21 protein-coding genes and 1 riboswitch are annotated in these 22,704 nt (G+C 69.0%); of the genes, 12 read left to right on the top strand and 9 right to left on the bottom strand.

The genetic code is table 11. From position 1 onward, the window contains the following. The first annotated feature begins 181 nt into the window (after nucleotides 1–181). The gene (locus tag BN13_RS07200; protein WP_048545612.1) at nucleotides 182–1,519 is read left to right on the top strand and encodes an alpha/beta hydrolase family protein; all 1,338 of its coding nucleotides are present in this window, start codon (nucleotides 182–184) and stop codon (nucleotides 1,517–1,519) included. An 18-nt stretch (nucleotides 1,520–1,537) separates the two neighbouring features. On the opposite strand, the gene BN13_RS07195 is transcribed toward BN13_RS07200, so the two are convergent. The 4 genes from BN13_RS07195 to BN13_RS07180 all read right to left on the bottom strand — a co-directional run bounded on the left by BN13_RS07195 (nucleotide 1,538) and on the right by BN13_RS07180 (nucleotide 4,968). After that, nucleotides 1,538–2,389, bottom strand: coding sequence for an LLM class flavin-dependent oxidoreductase (locus BN13_RS07195; protein WP_048545610.1), 852 nt, complete (start codon nucleotides 2,387–2,389; stop codon nucleotides 1,538–1,540). Between the two features lie 8 nt (nucleotides 2,390–2,397). Continuing rightward, the gene (locus BN13_RS20750) at nucleotides 2,398–3,108 is read right to left on the bottom strand and encodes a transglycosylase family protein (RefSeq protein ID WP_321162898.1); all 711 of its coding nucleotides are present in this window, start codon (nucleotides 3,106–3,108) and stop codon (nucleotides 2,398–2,400) included. Nucleotides 3,109–3,115: 7 nt separating this feature from the next. After that, nucleotides 3,116–3,256: riboswitch (cyclic di-AMP (ydaO/yuaA leader) on the bottom strand. Between the two features lie 186 nt (nucleotides 3,257–3,442). Beyond that, nucleotides 3,443–4,243 carry an SGNH/GDSL hydrolase family protein gene (locus BN13_RS07185; RefSeq protein ID WP_048545608.1) on the bottom strand — a complete coding sequence of 267 codons (801 nt, stop codon included), beginning with the start codon at nucleotides 4,241–4,243 and terminating at the stop codon, nucleotides 3,443–3,445. Between the two features lie 50 nt (nucleotides 4,244–4,293). Continuing rightward, nucleotides 4,294–4,968 carry a uracil-DNA glycosylase gene (locus BN13_RS07180; RefSeq protein ID WP_048545606.1) on the bottom strand — a complete coding sequence of 225 codons (675 nt, stop codon included), beginning with the start codon at nucleotides 4,966–4,968 and terminating at the stop codon, nucleotides 4,294–4,296. Nucleotides 4,969–5,042: 74 nt separating this feature from the next. Here BN13_RS07180 and BN13_RS07175 point away from each other — a divergent pair, with 74 nt between their 5' ends. The 3 genes from BN13_RS07175 to BN13_RS07165 all read left to right on the top strand — a co-directional run bounded on the left by BN13_RS07175 (nucleotide 5,043) and on the right by BN13_RS07165 (nucleotide 7,446). Continuing rightward, complete coding sequence (locus tag BN13_RS07175; protein WP_048545604.1) at nucleotides 5,043–5,693, top strand: HAD family hydrolase; 651 nt, start codon at nucleotides 5,043–5,045, stop codon at nucleotides 5,691–5,693. Nucleotides 5,694–5,707: 14 nt separating this feature from the next. After that, on the top strand, nucleotides 5,708–7,072 hold the full coding sequence (locus BN13_RS07170) for a pyridoxal phosphate-dependent decarboxylase family protein (protein ID WP_235433967.1): 1,365 nt from the start codon (nucleotides 5,708–5,710) through the stop codon (nucleotides 7,070–7,072). 80 nt (nucleotides 7,073–7,152) lie between these two features. Further along, entirely contained in the window at nucleotides 7,153–7,446 is a 294-nt protein-coding gene (locus BN13_RS07165) for a DUF3263 domain-containing protein (RefSeq protein ID WP_048545602.1), read from the top strand. Between the two features lie 79 nt (nucleotides 7,447–7,525). Here BN13_RS07165 and BN13_RS18570 read toward each other — a convergent pair whose 3' ends face one another. From BN13_RS18570 to BN13_RS07150, 3 genes are read right to left on the bottom strand one after another with little or no spacing between them, the layout of a single operon-like run. Then, a complete protein-coding gene (locus BN13_RS18570; protein ID WP_162199930.1) occupies nucleotides 7,526–8,110 on the bottom strand; it encodes a DUF3349 domain-containing protein in 585 nt (194 codons plus the stop codon). Between the two features lie 31 nt (nucleotides 8,111–8,141). Further along, nucleotides 8,142–8,447 (bottom strand): hypothetical protein, encoded by a 306-nt coding sequence (locus BN13_RS07155; RefSeq protein ID WP_048545600.1) that lies wholly within the window; start codon nucleotides 8,445–8,447, stop codon nucleotides 8,142–8,144. A gap of 14 nt (nucleotides 8,448–8,461) precedes the next feature. Next, entirely contained in the window at nucleotides 8,462–9,685 is a 1,224-nt protein-coding gene (locus tag BN13_RS07150) for an inorganic phosphate transporter (protein ID WP_048545598.1), read from the bottom strand. 331 nt (nucleotides 9,686–10,016) lie between these two features. Between BN13_RS07150 and groL the strand changes: the two genes are divergently transcribed. Continuing rightward, nucleotides 10,017–11,645, top strand: a complete 1,629-nt coding sequence (groL, locus tag BN13_RS07145) for a chaperonin GroEL (protein WP_048545597.1) — start codon at nucleotides 10,017–10,019, stop codon at nucleotides 11,643–11,645. Nucleotides 11,646–11,743: 98 nt separating this feature from the next. Here the strand turns inward: groL and BN13_RS07140 are convergent, their stop codons facing one another. Then, nucleotides 11,744–12,493, bottom strand: a complete 750-nt coding sequence (locus BN13_RS07140) for a hypothetical protein (RefSeq protein ID WP_048545596.1) — start codon at nucleotides 12,491–12,493, stop codon at nucleotides 11,744–11,746. 109 nt (nucleotides 12,494–12,602) lie between these two features. On the opposite strand from BN13_RS07140, the gene BN13_RS18565 reads away from it, so the two are divergent. Continuing rightward, entirely contained in the window at nucleotides 12,603–13,367 is a 765-nt protein-coding gene (locus BN13_RS18565; protein WP_084733618.1) for a DUF4031 domain-containing protein, read from the top strand. A 17-nt stretch (nucleotides 13,368–13,384) separates the two neighbouring features. Here the strand turns inward: BN13_RS18565 and BN13_RS07130 are convergent, their stop codons facing one another. Continuing rightward, nucleotides 13,385–14,020, bottom strand: a complete 636-nt coding sequence (locus BN13_RS07130) for an HD domain-containing protein (RefSeq protein ID WP_048545594.1) — start codon at nucleotides 14,018–14,020, stop codon at nucleotides 13,385–13,387. 147 nt (nucleotides 14,021–14,167) lie between these two features. Here BN13_RS07130 and BN13_RS07125 point away from each other — a divergent pair, with 147 nt between their 5' ends. The 6 genes from BN13_RS07125 to BN13_RS19555 all read left to right on the top strand — a co-directional run. Further along, nucleotides 14,168–14,935 (top strand): ABC transporter ATP-binding protein, encoded by a 768-nt coding sequence (locus BN13_RS07125; RefSeq protein WP_048545592.1) that lies wholly within the window; start codon nucleotides 14,168–14,170, stop codon nucleotides 14,933–14,935. Nucleotides 14,936–14,941: 6 nt separating this feature from the next. Beyond that, complete coding sequence (locus BN13_RS07120; protein WP_048545590.1) at nucleotides 14,942–17,479, top strand: ABC transporter permease; 2,538 nt, start codon at nucleotides 14,942–14,944, stop codon at nucleotides 17,477–17,479. Nucleotides 17,480–17,663: 184 nt separating this feature from the next. Then, a complete protein-coding gene (locus BN13_RS07115) occupies nucleotides 17,664–18,821 on the top strand; it encodes a thiolase family protein (protein WP_048545588.1) in 1,158 nt (385 codons plus the stop codon). A 104-nt stretch (nucleotides 18,822–18,925) separates the two neighbouring features. Further along, on the top strand, nucleotides 18,926–20,545 hold the full coding sequence (locus BN13_RS07110) for a wax ester/triacylglycerol synthase domain-containing protein (RefSeq protein WP_048545586.1): 1,620 nt from the start codon (nucleotides 18,926–18,928) through the stop codon (nucleotides 20,543–20,545). After that, the gene (locus tag BN13_RS07105; RefSeq protein WP_048545584.1) at nucleotides 20,542–22,011 is read left to right on the top strand and encodes an HAD-IB family hydrolase; all 1,470 of its coding nucleotides are present in this window, start codon (nucleotides 20,542–20,544) and stop codon (nucleotides 22,009–22,011) included. Before BN13_RS07110 ends, BN13_RS07105 begins: the two co-directional genes overlap by 4 nt. After that, on the top strand, nucleotides 22,004–22,704 hold a 701-nt coding region (locus BN13_RS19555; protein WP_048545582.1), incomplete at its 3' end, for a lysophospholipid acyltransferase family protein. The genes BN13_RS07105 and BN13_RS19555, both read left to right, overlap by 8 nt.

Here is a 22,704-nt window from a genome sequence, read left to right as displayed (position 1 = left end):
GCAATAGCTATTGCGTCCGCCGCGGGTTATTGCGTCCGCGGGTGGCTTGGCGGCTTGGTCGGTGGTGCTGGCACTCCTCGGGTTCGGGTGCGTGTGCCCTGTCGACGGGTGCGTCCGAATCCGTAGCGTCATCGACATGCACACCACTACGATTCCTCGTTCTTGCCCAACGCTTTTCCGTATGCCGCTCCCCCTCGCCCCGGCTCTCGCCCCCGCACTCGCCGCCGCCTTCCTCGGCGTTGTCGGTGCCGCGGACCCGGCCGCTGCCGGGGCGCCCAATCACGCCGCCGCGGCGCCGAGCCCAGCCTCCTCGACCACAGCCGGTGGCGAGGTCGTCGGCGGGGGCGGGCCGCGCGGCATACCGACAACGGTTGGGGATGCTGCCCCGGGGCAGCTGCTCTGGGCCCAGCGCTTCCGGACCTTGAACGCCGGTCAGGTCCGCGCAGCCATCGGTGACGCAGGGTTCGACCCGAGTGGGGTCCGCGTGGGCGTCGACCTGTGGCGGGTCGTATATGCGACGACAGATCCCTCGGGGGCGCGCGTCACCGCCAGCGGTCTCGTGGCGCTTCCGCGCTCGGACGCCAACCGGCTGACCACTGTCCTGATCGAGCACGGCACCCTGGCCTATCGCGGCGACGCGCCGTCGGTCGGCGCGAATCCGTTTGTCCTGGCCGCGCCCTTGCAGGCCGCCGGGGCGGGCTATCTGGTCGTCAGCCCCGACTACCTGGGATTGGGGTACGGCGCGGGCACGCACCCATACCTGCACATCCCTAGCGAGGTCTCGGCGAGTGTGGACCTGCTCACCGCCACGCGGCGATTGCTCGATCGGACCGAGCGCGCGGCAACGGGCGATCTGCTGGTGGGTGGCTTCTCTCAGGGGGGTCCGGCGGCCCTGGCCGTGGCTCGGCACCTGGAGGCAACGCCGCCCGCGGGCTGGCGGGTGCGCGCGGTCGCGCCGATCAGCGGGCCGTATGCCATCGTCGACGTGCAGATCCCGGCGATGCTGCGCGGCGAGGTGCCGGGTTATGTGGCCGCCTACTACACGACCTACGCGCTGACGGCGACCGACAAGGTGCGCTCGGTCTATGCCAAGCCGGCCGAGGTCTTCCGGCGACCGTATGCGGGCCGGGCCGAGACGCTCTTCGGATCGAACGTCCCGGAGCCGGAGATCATCGCGGCCCTTCCCGGCGACCTGGACTCCCTCCTCACCCCGCGCGGTATGGCGCTCGTCCGCGACCCCACCGGCCCCTTCGCCCGCGCGATGGCGGCGAACGACCGGGTGTGCGCGTGGTCGACCCGAGTCCCGGTGCGGTTGTTCCGGATGCTGGGCGACGAGCAGGTGCCGGCCGCCAATACTGAGGCGTGCGCCCGGCAATTCCGGGCCAAGGGAGTCAACGCTCGGATCGTGAATCTTTCCCCGAGGGCCGTGTCCGGGTCACTGCACCTGGGCTCGGGGGTGGACGCCGCCGCTGCCACCCTGGCGTGGTTCCAGCAGGTATCTTCGCCGGCCGCTGGCTAGCCCCGCCCGCGGGTGGGGTCAGGCGTTCAGCAGCGCGGCCGCCGCCCCGACGACCTCGGCGAAGTCGACCAGGGCCGGGCTGCTGTCGGGCGGGCCAGCGGCGGAGACGGCACAGACGGGTATGCGGGTCGCGCCCGCCGCGGCCATCTCCCGGGCCCGCTGCGCGAGTTCCGCCGGGCCCGTCGTGATCGGCACCGACAGGAAACTCACCACATCCAAGCCACCAGGAGACGGTCCCTGCGGGGATGGGGGCTCCTGCGGGGATGGGGGCTGGGGACGCGCGGCATACGACTCCTGAGCCAACTCAAGCGCGGCCGGGAGTTTGGCCACACCCCCGTCGAACACCAAGCCGTCGCCGATCTCCGCGGCGAGGGCGATCGTCTTGGGACCGGCACCGCCCAGCCACAACGGCACCCGCTCCGTCGGCGGATGCCGCAACGCGACCCGGTCCAACTGGACGTAGCGGCCCGCGGTCGTGACCTCGGCCCCATCCAGGAGGTCGCGCAGGGCGGTGCCATATTCGCGAAGCAAGGTCAGGGGTGACTCGGCGCGCACGCCGGCCTGCCCCATCCAATCGAGCACCCCATGCCCGATGCCCGGCAACAATCGCCCCGGGAACAGCCTGGCCAAGGTGGCGATCTCCATCGGGGTCAGGGCGACATTGCGCAGGGGGACCGGCATCAGCCCGATCCCGACCCGCAACCTCGTCGTCGCAGCCAGAACGGTTGCCGCACAGGCGATCCCGGACTCGGCGAAGCAGTCCTCCCACAGCCAAAGCTCCGGTATGCCCGCCAACTCGGCCGCCCGAGCCACCTCTAGGAGGTGCTCGGGCGGCTGGTCGGGCGGGAAGATCAGCCCGACGGTGACCATGTGGTCGGTCAGAGAATCCTGTTGAGGTAGGTCTGCAGGGCGCGCGTGGTGCCGCTGCCCCAGACGCCATCAGCGGTCGTGCCGACGCGCTTCTGCAGGGCCTTGATCGTGATCGGGCCGACCTGGCCGTCGGCGGTGACGCCGAGCTTGCGCTGCAGGGCCTTCTTGTCGCTGGAAGTCCACACGCCCTCGATCGGGCGGCCGACCCACTTCTCCATCGCCTTGTAGGTCGCCGGGCCGAGGACGCCGTCCACGACGAGGTCGCCGCTGGTGTTCGTGGTGCCGCCACCGCCGCCGCCACTGCCGGTCCACGGGTTAACGGCGAGGCCGTTCTCGACCGTCAGGCCCGCGCGGACGGAGCACACGGGCCAGGCGCCGGGGCCCTGAACCTTCAACACGGCCTGCGCGATGGTGATCTGGGCGGGCTTGCTGGCCTGGTGGGCGTAGGCCGCGTACTTCGCCCCGCCGAACCCGAGCCAGGTCGGGGAGGAGAACTGCAGGCCGCCGTAGTAGCCGTTGCCGGTGTTGATGGCCCAGTTGCCGCTGCTCTCGCAGTCGGCGACGCGGTCCCAGACCGTGTCGGCGTGCGCCGCGCTCGGCGCGAGCACGGCACCAACGGCGGCGGTGGCACCGGCGACGGTCACCAGGGCGCGGGGCGAGGTGCGGGCGGCGCGGTGGCGCCCGGCATACGAACGGGTCGAGAGGATGGCACGAGCCACGGGGGAGTCCTTTCCTGACTGGCGCCGCCGGGGTTAGCTGTCGGGTTAGGGAAGTCAGGTTCCCCGCCGGCGCACCGGCTTCACCCCAAGGCCGCGAGCGGCCGCTAGTGGGTCCCCCGGCCATCCGAGCGGGAAGCTCTCGACGGCAGCCGCTGGATGGTTAGGCGCGCGACTGTCCGATGGTCGGTTGTGAGTGTGCAGTTGTCGTGCGGTAGTCACCGCCGCGAAAGACGGTAAGGCCCAGGCATCCCTCTGTGCAATCTCTAGCGCACACCCATCCGCGGCCTATCGACTCCATGGCAATCTGCTGTGCGCCCGGCCGGACGCCCGTGCCTCATTCAGCACTGCGGCTAATGGGTTGCAGGAGAGGCCGTTTCGCGCTGAGCGCCGAACCCGAGGAGGTGCCACGGACGCGCCGCTCCACCCACGGAGCCGCGTGGGTCCGAGCCCACGCCAAGTGGTCGCGGACTTGTGCGACGCGGGCCGCGGAGGGCAGCGGCGGCAACGGCTCGTCCCAATCCGGGGATGTTGGCGGGAGCCCCAAGGCGACGAGGGCGGCCTCGGCCACCCGCTTGTGGCCGGCGGTGGAGAGGTGAATCCGGTCCTCACCCCACATCCGCCAGTCGCGCACGGATCGCATCCCCCAGAGGTTGAGGACGTGTGCCCCGTGACGCTCGGCGATGGTGAATAGATTGGCCGTATGGACCGCGTGCCGCCCCCGCAGCGCCGCGAACAGCCCTGCGTCCCGGGTGTCGCTGGGCGTCGCCAGCAAGACGTCCGCCCCCGATGCCCGCAACCGGATCACCGCCTCCTCCAGCCGCCCGGCGAGGATGTCGAGGTCCACGCTCGGACGCAGGATGTCGTTGCCACCGCCGACCATCGAGACCAAGTCCGGGCCCATCGCCACGGCGGCCTCCAACTGAGGCCCCACGATGTCGTCCAACTTGCGACCTCGGACCGCGAGGTTGGCATAGGCGAAGTCGCGGCCGGCGGCCGCGGCATACGCATCGAGGGAGGCGGCGAGGCGGTCGGCCCACCCGACAAAGGCGTCGGGTTGCACCGGGTCGGGGTCGACCATGCCCTCGGTGAACGAGTCGCCGATGGCGACATAGCGCTGCCAGGGGCTAGCGGGCACGTCTGGACTCCTTCAAGAGGGTCGGGCTAGGGATCGAGATGGACTCAACGCTAAGGGAGTGACCAGTCGATCGGCTCGGCACCCTGCTGAACCAGCAACGCATTCGTGCGGCTGAACGGACGCGAACCGAAGAAGCCCGAATGCGCCGACAACGGCGAGGGGTGCGCGCTCTCGACCACTGGCGTCGCGCCGAGGTGGGGCGCGAGATTGCGCGCATCGCGCCCCCAGAGGATGGCCACGAGGGGGCCGCCCCGGGCGACGAGGGCGCTGATGGCGCACGCGGTGACGTCCTCCCACCCCTTGCCACGATGCGAGCCGGCGGCGCCGGGGCGCACGGTCAAGACCCGGTTGAGCAGTAGGACCCCTCGCTCGGCCCATGGCGTCAGGTCTCCGGATGTCGGCGCCGGGACGCCAAGGTCGCTCTGGAGTTCCCGATAAATGTTGTCCAGGCTTCGCGGGATCGGCCGGACGTCGGGGGCGACGCAGAACGACAACCCGGCCGGGTGCCCCGGTGTCGGATAGGGGTCTTGACCGACGATCAACACCCGGACCCGGTCCAACGGCTGCTCGAAGGCTCGCAGTACGTGCCCACCCGCTGGCAGGTACCCGCGTCCGGCGCGGACCTCCTCCCGCAAGAAGGACCCCAACTCGGCGATCCGCGGCTCGACCGGCGCCAGGGCGCGAGCCCAGGACGGATCGATGATCTCGCTCAGGGGCCGGGGCACGCCGCCACGCTATCCCGGGCAGGCCCGTGCGCTATCCCGGGCAAGCCACAGTGGTTGCCAGGCAAGATTGGCCCGTGACCGAGAACCGCCCGACGACCGTGCTCTTCGACCTCGACGGCACGCTCGTCGACACCATCGATCTGATCCTCCAGTCCTACGACCACGCGATCCGCGCGGTGCTGGGCGATATCGACTACCCGCCCTCGACCGCCCGCGCCTGGATCGGCAAACCCCTGCTCGTCGGCTTCACCGACACCTATCCCGAGCACGCCGAGGCGTTGGCGGAGGCCTACCGGCCGTGGAATCGGGCCAACGCCGCGCGGCTGACCAAGCGCTATCCCGGCATCGAGGACATGTTGCGGAAGCTGTTGGAGGACGGCATTCGCGTCGGCGTCGTCACCTCCAAGTCGCACGAGCCAGCCGAGGCCGCACTGGCGCACGCTGGGCTCACCGGCCTGATCGACCTCGTCGCGACGATGGAGTCGACCACCCGGCACAAGCCCGATCCCGATCCGCTCATCCACGGCGCGGCCCGGCTCTCGACGCCCGTCGAGCGCTGCGCCTATGTCGGTGACGCGGTCGTCGATGTCTTGGCGGCCAAGGCCGCCGGGATGCGCAGCATTGCGGTCACCTGGGGAGCCGGGGGACGCGCCGATCTGGCGGCCGCCGGCGCCGACGCCGTCGTCGATGATGCCGCCGGCCTCCTCACGGCCCTGCTTGGGTGATTAGGCTCGGCGGCGTGATCGGCACGTCATACCACTCCAACCAGCACAACGACCTCGCGGTGCTCAGCGCCGCCGTCGTCGCCTATGCCGAGGAGCGGATTCGTCTCGCGCCGCCGCTGGATCGGCCGTTGACCGAGGCCGAACTCATCGAGACGGTCGGCAACACCATCACCCCTGAAGGGCGCGGTGGCGTCGAGGCCATGCGGATCTTCACCGACGATCTCGCCCCGACCTGCCTCTCGACGGATCACCCGCGCTACCTCTCCTTCATCCCGTGCGCCCCGAGCGATGCGGCCTCAATGTTCGACCTCGTCGTGGGCGCCTCCAATATCTATGCCGGGTCCTGGCTCGAGGGCGCCGGTGCCGTGTATGCCGAGAACCTCGCCCTGCGCTGGATCGCCGACCTCGCGGCACTCCCGGCCGGCGCTGGCGGGGTCTTCACCCCCGGGGGCACGATCGGCAACCTGAGCGCGCTGGTGGCCGCGCGGCATACGGCACGGGAGCGGGCAAGGGCGGGCACGCGCCCGAATGTCGTCATCGCGACCGATGGCGCGCACAGTTCGATCAAGTCGGCCGCCGAGGTCATGGACGCGGAACTAGCCACCGTCCCCAAGGACGCCGCCGGGCGGATGACGGGGGAGAACCTGCGCCGCGTCGTCGTCGAGCAGGGCCCGGAGAAGGTGTTCGCCGTCGTCGCCACCGCCGGGACGACCAACTTCGGCATCATCGACGACCTCGCCTCGGTCGCCGCGGTCTGTCAGGAGTTCGGCATCTGGTTCCACGTCGATGGGGCGTATGGCGGTGCCGGTCTCGCCGCCCCCTCCATCCGACACCGCTACGTCGGCATCGAGTTGTGCGACTCCTTCATCGTCGACCCACACAAGTGGCTCTTCGCGCCGTACGACTGCTGCGCCCTGATCTATCGCGACCCCGCCCTCGCCCGCGCGGCGCACACGCAAAAGGCGGGCTACCTCGATGTGCTCACCGAGGCGCCGGAGTGGAATCCGACGGACTACTCCATCGGTCTCACCCGCCGGGCCCGCGGGCTGCCGTTCTGGTTCTCGCTCACGGTGAACGGCACCGACGCCTACACCTCGGCGGTCGAGCACACACTGAACATCGCGCGGTATGCCGAGGAGGAGGTCGCGCGGCGCCCTTACCTTGAGCTGGTGCGCGAGCGTGATCTCACGGTCGTGGTGTTCCGGCGCCTCGGGTGGGCGGCCGAGGACTATCACCGCTGGAGCGACGCCATGCTGGCGGACGAGTTTGCGTTCGTCGTCCCGACGACGCACGAGGGGGAGACGTTGGCGCGCTTCGCCATCGTCAACCCGCAGACCTCCGAGGGGGACATCCGCGGCATCCTCGATGCGATGCAATGAGCTGCGATCGCGGGCGACACGCCGCCGCCGGGTGCCGAATGAATGACATGGGTGTCATTCCGTCCCTAGGATGAGCGGCGATGAACACCGCCACCTCGACAGCCGAGCCGACCAGCACCGTCGGCGACCTCAGCGACCGCGATCGCCAGATCCTCGCGTTCGAGCGGCAATGGTGGAAATACGCGGGCTCCAAGGAGACCGCCGTCCGTGACTTGTTCGAGATGAGCTCGACGCGCTACTACCAGGTGCTCAACGGGCTCATCGACAACCCGGCGGCTCTCGCCCACGACCCGATGCTCATCAAGCGCTTGCGCCGCCTGCGCGCCTCGCGCCAGCGGTCGCGCTCCGCACGGCGGCTGGGGATGCAGCCCTAGCCACGCGGCATACAGACCGAAACGCCCGTCCGTGAGGGAAGCCGGACGGGCGTTTCGTTTGCTGTTGGCAGGGGCGGGATCAGGGGAGGTCGGGGTCGGGGAACTCCACGGGCCAGCCCTTCTTGGCCAACTGCTGGCGCACCCGACGCAGGTCGTCCTCGCTCGCCGTGGTGTGGGTGTAGTCGCTGATGGCGGCGGCGATATCGGCCGGACCGGCCGGGCTGACGTCGGCCCGGCGCAGCGCCTTGGCCACCTGCTTGACCTCCGAACGCGTGAGGCGGCGTTCGAGCAGGGCGAGGAGCGGGACGTAGTCGTGGTCGGGGACACCGCCCGGGTAACCCTCGCGCAGCCACGCGACGATGCGGCCGAGCGGGCTGCCCTCCCGGGGCGGGGCGTCGTCGGCGCTGTCGTCGGAAGCGCCGCCCAACGGCCAGCCGCCGAGAGCCAGCTTGGCCGCGACCTGGCGCTGCGCGGATTCGGCCGGCAGCAGGGCTGCGGCAGCCTCGCTGGAGAGGCGGCCCTCGGTCTGCAACTTGCGCAGCACGTCCGCCGCGCGCTCGGCCCCGACACGGTCGGAGAGCACCGAGAAGAGCGCGGGTGCCTCGGAGTCGGGCACGCCGTCGGGGAAGCCGTCATGGATCCAGTGAAGGATGTCGTTGGTCATGGGGCGCATGGTCGAGCCGAACTCCTAGGGATTACTTGTCCGTGATCGAGGGCAGCCCGCCGTCGAAGACGACGATCTTCCCGAAACCGGACGCGGCGATGATGGTGATGCCGAGGATGACGGCGAGGGCGATGACCGCAAGGAGAAGTGCCGCCAGAGCCTTGCCGGCCGGGCTGAGCCGGGTGGTCGGTTTACCCTGGTCGTCGACGCCGGTGGTGGATCCGAGAACCAGGGCCCGCATGGCCAGGGCGTAGATGATCGGCATACCGGCCCCGAAGAGGATGCCGGTGTAGAGCACCTTCCAACCGCCCGCCAGGGCGAGTTCGATGCTGCGCATATCCGCTCAGTCCTTCACTTCGTCGTGGTGGTCGCAGGGGAGTGGTCGAGCACGTCTTGGGGGCGTTCCCAGTCGTCATTGACGTTGTGGGCGCCGACGTGCCCCTCCCGTGACCGCATGAACATATAGCCGGACATGGCGCACAGGAGGACGAAGACGACGATGGAGCCCGCGGTGTAGCCGAGCGCCGAGCCGATCCACCACATGATCGCGCCGATGAGGGCCGCGAGCGGGAACGTCGTCGCCCAGGCGATAACCATGCGGCCGGCGGTGTTCCACCGGACGTGGGTGCCGCGGCCGAGGCCACCACCGAGCACCGAGCCCGTGGCGACATGGGTCGTGGAGAGGGCAAAGCCGAGGTGGCTGGCCGCGAGGATGACCGCGGCGGAGGAGCCGTCCGAGGCCATCCCCTGCCGCGGGGTGATGTCGACCAGGCCCTTGCCCAGGGTTCGGATGATGCGCCAGCCGCCGAGGTAGGTGCCGAGGGCGATCGCGGAGGCGGCGCTGACTTTCACCCACAGCGGCACCGAATCGGTGTCGCTCCAGTGCCCGCTGGCGATCAGGGCCAGCGTCATGACGCCCATCGTCTTCTGCGCGTCGTTGGTCCCGTGGGCCAGCGACACCAGTGACGCGCTGCCGATCTGGCCCCAACGGAAGTAGCGCTCGGACAGCTTGTCCATGACGGCATTGGTCAGCCGGTGCACAACCCAGCAGCCGACGAAGGCCACCACCATCGCAATGATCGGCGAGATGAAGCTGGGGATGAGCACCTTGCCGACGACCCCGTCGAGTTTGGTGCCATCTCCGGTCCACTTGACGCCGGACAGCCCGAAGCCGGCGGCGGCCGCGCCCGTCAATCCGCCGAGGAGGGCGTGGGACGAGGATGACGGAAGCCCGAGGAGCCAGGTAAAGAGGTTCCAGACGATGCCGCCGATCAGGCCGCACAGCACCACGAGGAGGAGCTTCTTCCCGTCGTCGACGAGCGTGGCGGGGATGGGTGCCCCGGACTTGTCCTGAAGCTTCACGACGGCATTGGAGACGGTGAGGGCCACCTCGACCGAGAGGAAAGCGCCCGCGAGGTTCAAGATGGCCGCGAGCGCGACGGCGGCCTTGGGCTTCAGGGCGCCGGTCGAGATGGAGGCGGCCATGGCATTGGCCGTGTCGTGAAAGCCATTGGTGAAATCGAAGGCAAGTGCCGTGCAGATGACGAGCACGAGGATGACGTTCGCTGCGTCCACGGTGCACAGTGTGCACAGGACATCCCGAATTCACCAGCCAGGGGAGCCTTGTTCACCCGCTGTTTACTTTGCCGGAGAAGCCAGAGGTCAGCACGGCGTCATCAGGCCCGTGATCGTTGGCCCATTGTCGTTGGCGCGTGGTCAGTGGCGCGTTTGCACTCGACGGGAGAGAGTGCCAATAATGGCGTTAGCACTCTCGTGCTGAGAGTGATAATCCCTGACCTCGTGGGTGAGGTCCGGCAGGTCGCGGTGACGTGAGCCGCGGCATACCGGTCCGTCCGTCGCGGGCACCCTGCGGTCATCAACACAATCGTGTGGAGGAACCACCCGAATGGCCAAGATCATCGCTTTCGATGAAGAGGCTCGCCGCGGACTCGAGCGGGGTATGAACACCCTCGCCGACGCGGTGAAGGTCACCCTGGGCCCGAAGGGCCGCAATGTCGTGCTGGAGAAGAAGTGGGGCGCCCCCACGATCACCAACGACGGTGTGTCCATCGCCAAGGAGATCGAGCTCGACGACCCCTACGAGAAGATCGGCGCCGAGCTGGTCAAGGAGGTCGCCAAGAAGACCGACGACGTCGCCGGTGACGGCACGACGACGGCCACCGTCCTGGCCCAGGCCATGGTCCGCGAAGGCCTGCGCAATGTCGCGGCCGGCGCCAACCCGATGGCCCTCAAGCGCGGCATCGAGAAGGCCACCGACGCGGTCGCCGCCGAGCTGCTCGCCATGGCCAAGGAGATCGAGACCAAGGAGCAGATCGCGGCCACCGCCTCGATCTCCGCGGCCGACTCCCAGATCGGCGAGATGATCGCCGAGGCCATGGACAAGGTCGGCAAGGAAGGTGTCATCACCGTCGAGGAGTCCAACACCTTTGGTCTCGAGCTTGAGCTCACCGAGGGTATGCGCTTCGACAAGGGCTACATCTCCGGCTACTTCGTCACCGACCCGGAGGCCATGGAGGCCGTTCTTGAGGACCCCTACATCCTCATCGCCAACTCCAAGATCTCCTCGATCAAGGACCTGCTCCCGCTGCTGGAGAAGGTCATGCAGTCCGGCAAGCCGCTGCTGATCATCGCCGAGGATGTCGACGGCGAGGCCCTGTCCACGCTGGTCGTCAACAAGATCCGCGGCACCTTTAAGTCCGTCGCCGTCAAGGCCCCCGGCTTCGGTGACCGCCGCAAGGCCATGCTCGCCGATATCGCCATCCTCACCGGTGGCCAGGTCATCTCCGAGGAAGTCGGCCTCAAGCTCGACTCCGCGGACCTCGACCTGATGGGCAAGGCCCGCAAGGTCATCGTCAGCAAGGACGAGACCACCATCGTCGAGGGCGCCGGTGACGCCGACCAGCTCGCCGGCCGGGTCGCCCAGATCCGTTCCGAGATCGAGAAGTCGGACTCCGACTACGACCGCGAGAAGCTCCAGGAGCGCCTCGCCAAGCTCGCCGGGGGCGTCGCCGTCATCAAGGCGGGCGCGGCCACCGAGGTCGAGCTCAAGGAGCGCAAGCACCGCATCGAGGACGCCGTCCGCAACGCGAAGGCCGCCGTCGAAGAGGGCATCGTTGCCGGTGGTGGCGTCGCGCTGCTGCAGGCGACCAAGTCCGCCTTCGAGAAGCTCTCCCTGGAGGGCGACGAGGCCACCGGTGCCAACATCGTCAAGGTCGCGTCCGAGGCGCCGCTGAAGCAGATCGCCATCAACGCCGGCCTCGAAGGCGGCGTCGTGGCGGAGAAGGTGCGCCACCTGCCCGCCGGTGAAGGCCTCAACGCCGCCTCCGGTGACTACGTCGACATGATCGCCGCTGGCATCATCGACCCGGCCAAGGTGACCCGCAGCGCGCTGCAGAACGCCGCCTCCATCGCGGCGCTCTTCCTCACCACCGAGGCCGTCATCGCCGACAAGCCCGAGAAGGCCGCGCCGGCCATGCCCGGCGGCGGCGACGACATGGGCGGCATGGGCTTCTAAGAAACCCCACGCTGTAGCCCACGAAGTTCTCGCTTCGACAACAAGCCGGCTCGGACACCTTTCACGGTGTCCGGGCCGGCTTGTGTATGCCGCGTAGTTCAGTCGGCGCCGAAGGTGTTCGCGCCGATGACGGCCTGCCGCTGACCGGCCGCGGCGGCGCCGGGCTTCACCTTCAGCTCCACCAAAGCGGACTCGCACTCGTAGACCGCGAAAGTGCCGCGTGCACCGGCATACGTCCCGGTCCGCACCCAGCAACCCCCGCCGGCTCCGCTGGAGAAGCTCCACAGCTTGTTGGCCACCGTTGAGGTGCCGTACTTCAGCGCGGCCGCCTTGTCGCCGGCGCCCCAGGCGCGGACCAGCTTGTCCGCATAGGTGGTGACGCGCCCGGTGCTGTTGTTGTGCAGGGCGATTCCCCAGATCCGGTCCCACGAGCCGGCCCGCGCCAGACTCACATTCACCACCATCGTCGCGCCACCGTCGCCGCGGTAGGTCACCGTGTCGAAGAACTCCTCGTTGTTGTGGACCTTCGACACAAACACCCAGCTGCCAACCTGCTTCCCCCGCTCAGCGAAGGCGAACTGGACGACCTGGTCGATGGCGTAGCACCCAACCTGGGGCCGCTGACCATTGCCCCAGGCGGCGAGCATCCGGTCGGCATACAGGCGGGCGTCCTTGGGCGGGGTGCCCAGCTGGTTGCACGTGAAGGCGGGGGAGTTGGCGGTCGTGGTGCTTGCGCCCGTGGTGGCGGGCGAGGCGGCGGGGGAGCTGGCCTGGGCAGCGCTGATGTCGATGGTCCCGGCCGACGTGGCGAACGCGGCGGTGAGAGCGAGGTGCTTAAGGGATCGCATGTCAGACAGTCCTTTCGGCGGGCTCCCCGGCGGAGCCTTCATCCCCCCACACGCCGTATTCCGAGGTTCGGTTGTGAGCTTCGGCAAACTTTTCTTGGGAGCATGAAGCGTGACCATCTGGATCGACCCACCGGCCTGGCCCGCCCACGACCGGCTCTGGTCTCACCTGATCTCCGACAGCAGCGTCGAGGAGTTGCACGCCTTCGCGGCCCGGGCTGGCGTGCCCGAGCGAGGGTTCGAAGGTGACCATTACGACATTCCTCAGGAGCGGTATGCCGCGGCCGTCGCCCTCGGCGCCCAAGTCACCGCCACTGCCAATATCGTTCGCCTGCTTCAGGATTCGGGGCTTAGACTCCGCAAACGCAAGGGTGAGCGCGGCATCGCGCGCGTGCTCGGGGTGAGCTTCCCGGACGGCTCGCGAGCGGACGTCGACTTCGTGCGCGGCACCCGCCCCACACCGGACGCGGCGACCTTCGCGGCCACCGTCTATGTCCGCGATGCGGCCGACAACTGGCTTCTCGTCTGGTCGCGCCGCCGCCAGGAGTGGAGCGCCCCGGGCGGGTGGCGGGAGCCGGGCGAGACCGTGGTGGAGACCGCCTGCCGGGAGACGCGCGAGGAGACCGGTGTGGTCCTGGACCCGAGTCGTCTACGGCCGGTGGCCTACGAGCGCTTCCACCCGCTGCCAGACCGAGCGCCCTGGCCCGTGCCCGGCGGGCTGTTTCTGGCGGTGTTCCAAGCCGAGGTCGCCGGGGTGACTCCCTCCGTCATTGGCCTACCCGACGAGCCGGCGACCTGGTGCACGCGGGCGGACGCACTGGCCAAAATTGAGACCGCCTGGTGGGCGCCGTTGGCGCGCGCGGTCCTGTCCTGGTGACGCGTGTCGCGTTGGGGTCAGCGCGCGAGGCGGGCCAACTCACGATCGACATTGCTTCGGGCCGCGCAGGTCCACTCGCGCCGGGCCAACGGCGTGGCGTAGATCTGCTCCCGGTCCAGGAACGAGCGCAAGATCAGCGACCGCCCCGCTCGATAGGCGGGCGCCTCGACGTGGGCGTACTCCTGGCGAACCTGCGCGCAGTAGTCGTCGAATCGCTCGGCGGGAGCCGACAGGATCCAGAGGTCTGCGTCGTGGACCGAAGCCGCGACCCCCGCGCTCGGCAGGTCGTGCGCCGCGGTCGCCTCGATCAACTCCACAACGACGTCCGTATGCCGTGCCGCCAGCCCGAGCCCGCGGCATACGTCTCGAGCAACGTCGGCGGAGCGGGCCTCGTTGTCCGTCGCCCGGGGGTCGTAGATCGCATCGTGGAACCACGCCACCAGGACACCGATCGCCCGATCCTGCGCTAGCTGGTTGCCAGTCAGCGTCTCAAACGCCGTGATCATCTCCGTGACGTGGGCGAGCGTGTGATACCGGCGGTGGGGCTCGGCATACCGAGAAATCAGCGACTGTCCCTCGGAATGAACCGCCGCAGGGTCGGCACCCGGGGCGAGCGTTCCCCACGCGGCAACCCAGGAATCGAGGATCGGCATACGTCACCTTGTCACGCTCGGCCCCCGCCGAACATTCCGGATGCTGGAATGGAGGGGTTCAGGGCGCGCTCAGGGGCGTGCCGGGATGCGGGATCTGCTAGGCACAACTAGGTTTCAAGCATGCTTCATGCAGGGGAAACCACGATGATGTCCGCTGCCCCCAGTCCGCCTACCACCTTCGAAGTGGCGGCTCGGACCGAGGGCCTGACCAAGATCTACGGCAAGGGCGATGCCCAAGTCGTCGCGCTCGGCGGGGTGTCTGTCGACATCCACGCCCACGAATTCACCGCCATCATGGGGCCGTCCGGCTCCGGCAAGTCCACGCTGATGCACTGCGCCGCCGGCCTCGACGAGGCCACTTCCGGCAAGGTCTTTCTCGGCGACGTAGAGATCACCGGCCTCAAGGAGAACGACCTCACCCGGTTGCGGCGCGACCGGATCGGCTTCATCTTCCAGGCGTTCAACCTCATCCCGACCCTGACGGCGAAGGAGAACATCCTGCTGCCGCTGTCCATCGCCGGCCGCGAGCCCGACCCGGAGTGGTTCGCGCGAGTCATCGACACCGTCGGGCTGAGCGAGCGGCTGGGGCACCGACCGACCGAGCTGTCCGGGGGTCAGCAGCAGCGCGTGGCCTGCGCCCGTGCGCTGGTCTCGCGGCCCGCCATCATCTTCGCCGACGAACCCACCGGCAACCTCGACAGCAAGTCCAGCCGGGAGGTCCTCGAGTTCCTGCGCCGGTCGGTGACCGAGTTCGGCCAGACGATCGTCATGGTCACCCACGACCCGAGCGCGGCGAGCTATACCGACCGCGTCCTGTTCCTGGCCGACGGTCGGGTCGTCGATGAGTTGCGGGAGCCGACCGCCGAGACCGTCCTGGAGCGTATGGGGCGTCTCGACGGCGCGCGGGGGGTCTGAGCGGTCATGCTCCGCGCAAGTCTCAAATCACTTCTGGCGCGCAAACTGCGCCTCCTGATGAGCGCCGTGGCGGTGATCCTCGGCGTCGCCTTCGTGGCGGGCTCCTTCATCTTCACCGACACGCTCGGCCGCTCCTTCGACGGCATCATGAGCTCCAGCGTCGGCGATGTGGTCGTGCGCCCGGCGGGCTCCGGCGACACGCTGGGCAGCACCCAAACCATCGACGGCGCCTTGGTCGCGAAGCTTGCGGCGGCCCCGGGCGCGGCCCGTGCCGACGGCAATATCGTCGACTACACCACCTTCGTCGTCGGCAAGTCCGGCAAGTTGATCGGCGGCCAGGGCGCGCCCGGGATGGCCGTCAACTTCACCGACGGGCCCGCCGCCAACAACACCTCGATGTTCTCCTTGGCCTCCGGCGAGATGCCCACCCAGGACGGCCAGATTGCGCTTGACGCCAAGACCGCCAAAACTGGCGGCTATGTGGTCGGCGACAAGGTCAATGTCGTCACCGCGTCGGCGAAGGCCCAGGTCAACCCGACGCTGAGCGGCATCATCGAGTCCAGCGGTTCGCTGGTGGGTGCCAGCGTCGTCGTCTGGACCACCCACGAGGCGCAGTCGCTCTATCTCGGCGGCAAGGACGCCTTCAACGACGTGTGGGTGACGCGCGAAGACGGGACCTCGCAGGAGCAGCTCCGCGCCGCGGTCGCGCCCCTCCTGCCCGCCGACCTGGAAGCCGTCACCGGGGACTCGGCCGCCGAGGCGGCCGCCAACCAGATTCAGGAGAGCCTGAAGTTCATCACCTACTTCCTGCTGATCTTCGCCGCCGTTGCGTTGGTCGTCGGGACGTTCATCATCGTCAATACCTTCTCCATCCTGGTCGCCCAGCGGATGCGGGAGTTGGCGTTGTTCCGCGCGATTGGGGCGAGCCGGCGGCAGGTGGCTCGGTCGGTCCTCATCGAGGCGTTTGTCGTCGGGCTGATCGGGGCAACCCTCGGACTCGGCCTCGGCATCGTGCTCGCCATCGCGATCAAGGCGCTGTTCGGCGCGATCGGGCTCGACCTAGCCGGCGCCGAACTGGTGCTGGCGCCGCGGACGGTGGTCGCGGCATACGTCGTGGGGTTGGTGGTGACCTTGCTGGCCGCCTATCTCCCGGCGCGGCGCGCGGGCAAGGTCCCGCCCGTGGCGGCCATGCGTGACGACGTGACGTTGACCGAGTCGTCGATGCATCGACGCGTCCTTGCCGGACTCGCGCTCACCGCCCTCGGTGCCGCCGCCTTGGCCCTCGGCCTGCTGGCGGACGTCCCCAAGCCGGTCGCCTTCGTCGGTGCCGGAATCTTGGGGGTGCTCCTCGGGGTCGCGCTCACGAGCCCGGTGGTGGGTCGCCCGCTCATCGTCGGTATGGGGGCGATCTATCGCCGCTTGTTCGGCTCGGTCGGGGTCATGGCCGAGGAGAATGCGCTGCGCAACCCGCGGCGCACGGCCGCGACTGCTTCTGCGCTGATGATCGGCGTCGCCCTCGTCTCGATGATGGCAGTCTTCGGCTCGTCGACGAAGGCGAGCATCAACAAGGAGATCGAGAAGAACTTCAAGGCCGACTATCTCGTCTCCAACTCGATCGGCAGCGACTTCTCGACGGCCGTCGGGGACGAGGTAGCCAAGGTCGACGGCGTGGCCACAGTGTCTCGGGTTCGCTGGGGGATGGGCGAGGTCGGCGACGGGCAGGAGTGGATCGCGGCCATCGACCCGGCCACCTTCGGCCAGGTCGCAACGCTTGACACCTCGGCCGAGGCGTTGGCCAACCTCGATCGTGGTGGCCTGCTTCTCGACGCCGACACGGCGACGGAGTTGGGCCTGAAAACCGGCGACAAGGTGCGGATGAAGCTCAGCGGCAAACCCTTCGACGCCACCGTCGCCGGGACGTATGCCGCGACCGCCGGCAGCGCCCCCGCCAGGTACCTCCTCTCGACCAAGACCTGGGACGCCAATGGCGGCAAGCTGAGTGACGGCCAGGTCTATGTCCGCCTCACCGATGGCGCCGACGCCGCCGCGGTGGGGAGCGCTTTGGACAAGATCGTCGCGGACCTGCCGACCGTCAGCGTCAAGGACGTGGCGGGGTATGCCGAGGAGCAGGCCAAACCCATCAACCAGATGCTGATGATCATCTATGCGCTGCTCGGCCTCGCCGTGGTCATCGCGATCCTCGGCATCATCAACACCTTGGCCCTGTCGGTCATCGAGCGGACCCGCGAGATCGGGCTGCTTCGGGCCGTGGGCCTGAGCCGCCGCCAGTTGCGCAGCATGCTGCGGCTGGAATCGGTGGTGATCGCGTTGCTGGGCGCAACCCTGGGGGTCGTTCTCGGCGTTGTCTTCGGTATGGCGATCCAGCGCGCCCTCGCGGACGAAGGCTTCTCCACCCTTCAGATCCCGTGGGTGCAACTTGTTGCCTTCGTGCTGATGGCCGGAATCGTCGGTGTCCTGGCCGCGGTCTGGCCGGGCCGGCGCGCCGCGAAGTTGAAGATTCTCGACGCCATCGGCAGCGAGTAGCAGCCGGTTCGGACGGCGCAGAAGCACGGTCATACCTGTTCGGACCACCCCGGCACCGCACCTGGTGTCGGGGTGGTCCGTTTCATGCTGTCGGGGATTGGTATAGGGGTGTGCGAGCGCTTAGCCTGAACGCCTACCCCGAGCGTGCTCACTTGCGCGTCCGCCGTCCGACCTCAGGAGCCTTATGAACCCCCGCGACGCCGTCATCGTCGAGGCCGTCCGCACCCCGGTGGGCAAGCGCAACGGATCCTTGGCGGCCGTGCATCCGGTGGACCTGTCCGCGCACGTGTTGAGCGCGTTGGCTCAGCGGTCCGGGGTGGCGCCGGAGTTGGTCGACGACGTCATCTGGGGATGCGTGCAGCAGGTCGGGGCGCAGAGTTTCAATATCGGCCGCAACGCGGTGTTGGCGGCGGGGTGGCCCGAGTCGGTGCCCGCCACGACGCTGGACCGCCAGTGCGGGTCGTCGCAGCAGGCGGTGCACTTCGCGGCGGCGGGGCTGGTCGCCGGGCATTACGACATCGTCGTCGCGGGTGGGGTCGAGGCCATGTCGCTCATCCCGATGGGGGCCGGGATCGGCAAGGACGTGGGCTTCCCGTACCCGCCCAGCGTGCTGGAGCGCTATGACGTCCCCACCTTCAACCAAGGCATCGGCGCCGAGATGATGGCCGCGAGGTGGGGCTTCGATCGGGCCGCCCTCGACACCTTCGCCGCGCAGTCGCACGAGCGCCTGGCCGCCGCGGTGGACGCGGGTCGGCTTGAGCGGCAGATCGCGCCGGTGACCTTGCCCGACGGATCGATGCTGTCCGCCGACGAGGGCCTGCGCCGCGGCACGACGGCCGAGTCGCTGGCCGGGCTCAAGCCGGTCTTCAAGGCCGATGGCGTCATCCACGCGGGCAACGCGTCGCAGATCTCCGACGGCGCGGCCGCGCTGCTGATGATGACCGCGGCCAAGGCCGACGAGCTCGGCTTGACGCCGATCGCCCGCTTCCACAGCGGCGCTCTGGCCGGCGACGACCCGGTGATGATGCTGTCCGCCCCGATTCCGGCCACGCGCAAGGTCCTCGACCGGTCCGGGCTGTCGCTTGACGAAATCGGGGTGTTCGAGGTCAACGAGGCGTTCGCGCCCATGCCGATGGCCTGGCTCGCCGAACTCGGCGCGGACCCGGCGAAGCTAAACCCCAATGGCGGCGCCATCGCGATCGGGCATCCGCTCGGCGGCTCGGGTGCGCGGATCATGACCCAGATGGTGCATCACATGCGCGACAACGGGATTCGCTACGGGCTGCAGACGATGTGCGAGGGCGGCGGCATGGCTAACGCCACGATCATCGAGCTCCTCTAGCCGCCGACCGCCGGACCTTCACCCCCGCAAGCCCAACACCCCGCCAGACCAACGCCCCGCAAGACCAATGTCCCGGACGACAACGACAGGAAGGCCACGCCCCCATGAGTGGAGCGTCTGACCGCCGACTCACCGCATTCGACAAGCTGTTGCAGCGCGGCGAGCGCGACCCACGCACCCGCAGTTCCGGGGTAGGGATCGACCTGCTCGACGTGGTGCCGGAGTGGGAAGCCTTCGTCGCGGCCTACGACCGGGCCAGCCGAACCGCGGTTCGGCTGCGCGAGCGCATCGTCTCCCCGTCGATTCCGGTGACCGCCCCGAGATGGATCATCGATCCCGACTTCGACCTGCGCTATCACCTGCGGCGCGTCCGCCTGCCCGGTGATGGCAGCCATCGCGAGCTTCTCGACCTCGCCGAGCAGATCGCGATGACCCCGCTCGATGAGTCCCGTCCGTTGTGGACGGTCACCCTGGTCGAGGGTTTGGACGGCGGTGGCGCGGCTGTGGTCACCTCGATGAGCCACGTCATCTCGGACGGCCTCGGGATGGTGGCGATGTTCGCCGCGCTTTATGACACTCAGCGCGCGGCGCGACAGGGCGAGATGCCGCTGGTGCCCGTTCCGCAGGACTTGGACTCTCGCGAGCTGACCATCGACGGGATCCGTGGATTGCCCGGGGCAGCGCTCGGCCTGACCTGGGATGTGCTCGGTAAGGGGCTGTCCGGTCTCGTGCGTCCTGTCGCCACGGTGACCAATGCCGCGAGCTACGCCGGCTCGCTCAACCGCGTCGTCGCGAGCTTCTCCGCCACCGAGCCGTCGCCGCTGCTGGCCCGGCGCGGTGCCAGTCGCCGGATGGTGACGCACGATCTCGACTTCGCCCGCCTCCGCGGGGCGGCCAAGGCGCTCGGGGGCTCGGTCAACGACGCCTACCTCGCGGCCGTGTGCGCCACGATGCGGCGCTATCACGCCGCGCTCGGACTGCCGATCGACCGCCTCCCCATGGCGATCCCGGTCAGCCTGCGCAGCAAGGGCGACGCCGATGGCGGCAACCACTGGACGGGTATGGCGATCGGCGCCCCGATCGCGGAGACGCAACCCGCCGCGATCATCGCCGATGTCCACGCGCAGGTCGCGGCTGGCCGAGCCGAGCCCGCCGCGGATGTGATGAATGTGCTGTCCAATGTGACCGCGGCGCTGCCAGATGCGCTGTATGCCGAGATCGCCGGCCTGGTGCGACCCGCCGACGTGCAGGCGAGCAATGTGCCGTCCTATCCGGTCGACACCTACCTCGCCGGGGCCAAGGTCATGGCGACCTATGCGATGGGCCCGGTTCCGGGGATCGCCGTCATGATCGTGATGCTCACGCGCGCGGGCAAGGCGTTCCTCGGGGTGCGCTACGACACCGACAGCATCCGCGACGACGAGCTGTTCGAGCGCTGCCTCGTCGAGGGCTTCGAGGAAGTGCTGAGCGCGGGCGGTCAGCCCGCGGCGGCGGTGCCGGTCAAGACCGGCCCCGGCGCGCATTCGGAGCGACTCGGCGCGGGGCGGGCCAAGAGCCCTGCACCGACTCGAAAGCGCTCTGCTGCAACGAAAAATCCGGCCACACCGAAGACTGCGGTCCCCACGAAACCAACAGCGCCGACGAAAACAGCATCACCGCGAAAGACCACGGCAAAGGCGACCAAGGCGGCGCCGGCGCGTCGTCGGACGGGTGGGACGGCATGAGCCCGCGGTCGGCTGCCCGCCTCCCGGGAACCGTCGCCGAAGTCAACGGCAGTCCCGAGGGGCCGGAGATCGCGGCCTTCTTTGACCTGGACGGGACGATCGTCGCGGGGTTCACCGTCACGGTCCATACGAAGGACAAGATCAGGAAGGGCGAGTTCGGCGTTGTCGAGATCGCCCAGATCCTGGCGACCGCGTACCAGTTCCAGATGGGACGCACCAGCTTCCAGGAGATGGCCGAGGCCGGGTTGGCCACCCTGAAGGGCCGGCCGTTGGGGGAGTTGGAGGAGCAGAGCGAGAAGCTCTTCCTGCGCAAGATCGCGGACCTGATCTATCCCGAGACCCGCGCGTTGATCCAGGCGCACCTCGATCGCGGTCACCGCGTGGTGTTGTGTAGCTCCGCGACGAGCATTCAGGTGGAGCCCGTAGCGCGGTACCTCGGGATCGACGAGGTCGTCTGCAACCGCTTCATCCTCGACGCCGAGGGCAAAGTGACCGGCAAACTGGTCGCCCCAGTCATCTGGGGCGAAGGAAAAGCCACTGCGGCACAGCGGTATGCCGCGACCCACGACATCGACCTCGCCCACTGCTACTTCTATGCCGACGGTGACGAAGACGTCGCGCTCATGCATCTGGTCGGTAACCCGCGACCGACGAATCCGGGACCGGAGCTGACGCGGGTCGCCGAGAAGCGCGGCTGGCCGGTGACGCGCCACCGCAGCCGCGGCGCCGGCGGCATCGGCTCGTTGGTGCGGACCCTGGTCGGGGTCTCCGCGCTCGGCCCGCTCACGGCCGGTGCGCTTGGCGTGGGGCTGCTGACCGGCGACAAGCGGGCCGGCCTCAACGTCCTGACCAGCACCTGGCCACGGTTGATGCTGGAGGCGAATGGAGTGCGGCTCAACGTGATCGGCGAGGAGAACGCGCTCTCCGCGCGCCCGGCGATCTTTGTCTTCAACCACCGCAACAACTTCGACCCCCTAATCGCGGGCGCCGTCGTCAAGGACAATTTCACCTTCGTGGCGAAGGCCGAATTGAAGACGCATCCGATCATCGGTACGTTCGGGCGGGTGATGGATGGGGTGTTCATCGAGCGCAGCGACGCCGCCTCCTCGGTCGCCTCGCTGCGCGAGGCCGAGGCGCTGCTGATCAGCCGCGGCCTGTCCTTGATCATCGCGCCGGAGGGGACGCGCCAAGACCGGGTCGCGCTCGGGCCGTTCAAGAAGGGCCCGTTCCGAATGGCGATGGCCACGGGCCTGCCCATCGTCCCGGTTGTCATCCGTAATGCCAGTGACCTCGCCGGTCGCGGCGGCTCCGCGATCAACGCGGCGACCGTGGATGTCGCTGTGCTGCCGGCGATTTCGACGGCTGACTGGACGCCGGCCACGATGGGCGAGCGCATCGAGGCCCTGCGTTCGACCTATCTCGACATCCTCGGCGACTGGCCGCAGGAAGGTGATTCACGTGTCTGAGTCGACTGTGTCAGGGCCGGATGACTCGGGGGCGAACCCGACTTCGGGTGGGGCGATCGTTCTGGCCGAGTTCCACACTCCCGTCGAGGTGCGGCTGGTGCGTGCCTGGGTGGCCGAGTACGTCGTTTCCGCCGGGCCCGTCCGGGTCCTGACGCTGCCCAAGGGAACCGGAGCGTCCCGGGAATTTGATCGGGTTGCATCCGCCGTGGCCGATGCGGGCGACGACGTCGAACTCGTGCCGGTGCACGTCACGTGGTTGCCGTCGGAGCACGAGGACGGCACTCGGCCGATCCGGGTGCGCGATCTGGTCCGCCTGCACAACCCTTACAAGCCGTCGGCGCGCCGCCAGGGCGGGATCGCGCGGCGCGAGCCGGACCGGGCGCGCGTCATCTCCGGCACCCCGGCCAGCGTCGGGGCCATGCGATCACGGTATGCCGAGACCCACGTCGGGCAGGACGCGACCCCGGAGTCGTTCACGCGCTTCGTGATTCGCCGTGCTCACCTGTCGCTCGAACGCGCGGACGGGCGGGTGCTCGGGCCGCAGTTCAAGGCACCGAAGCTGGTCGCGGACGAGATCATCGCCCAGCCGCGCTTCCGCGCCGGCCTCGCCGAGTTGGGCCGCGAGATCGGGCCCGACAAGGTCACCCCGGAGAAGGCCCAGGAAATCCTCGACGAGATGGCCACCGGCTGGGG

This window comes from Nostocoides jenkinsii Ben 74, from assembly GCF_001046875.1.
GTDB lineage: Bacteria > Actinomycetota > Actinomycetes > Actinomycetales > Dermatophilaceae > Nostocoides_A > Nostocoides_A jenkinsii.
This window is presented reverse-complemented; position numbering and strand designations above follow the sequence as displayed.